Annotated in this window: 1 protein-coding gene; it reads right to left on the bottom strand. The window is 53.4% G+C overall.

Annotated elements, in window-relative coordinates; all coding sequences use genetic code 11:
* The coding region (locus BK660_RS30970) for an EF-Tu C-terminal domain-related protein (protein WP_259698565.1) at positions 1–575 on the bottom strand (575 nt) is incomplete at both ends.

Genomic DNA, 575 nt, shown 5'->3' with positions numbered 1-575 from the left:
TCTGAATGTTGTCACCTGGCATTACCATTTCAACGCCTTCTGGCAGCTCGCAGTTACCAGTCACATCAGTAGTACGGAAGTAGAACTGTGGACGGTAGCCTTTGAAGAACGGAGTGTGACGGCCGCCTTCTTCCTTGCTCAGAACGTAAACTTCTGCAGTGAACTTGGTGTGCGGCTTAACCGAACCCGGCTTAACCAGAACCTGACCACGCTCAACATCGTCACGCTTGGTACCACGCAACAGAACACCGCAGTTCTCGCCAGCACGACCTTCGTCGAGCAGTTTGCGGAACATTTCCACACCGGTGCAGGTGGAAACGGTAGTGTCACGCAGACCAACGATTTCCAGCGGATCCTGAACGCGAACGATACCGCGCTCGATACGACCAGTCACAACAGTACCGCGACCCGAGATCGAGAATACGTCTTCGATTGGCATCAGGAACGGCTTGTCGATCATACGAACTGGTTCTGGGATATAGGTATCCAGAGTCTCAACCAGTTTACGAACGGCAGTGGTGCCCATTTCGTTGTCGTCTTTGCCTTCCAGCGCCATACGAGCCGAACCGATGATG

Source organism: Pseudomonas brassicacearum, from assembly GCF_003732265.1.
Lineage (GTDB): Bacteria > Pseudomonadota > Gammaproteobacteria > Pseudomonadales > Pseudomonadaceae > Aquipseudomonas > Aquipseudomonas brassicacearum_D.
Note: the sequence above shows the minus strand (reverse complement) of the source record. Positions and strands in the feature narration are given on the sequence as shown.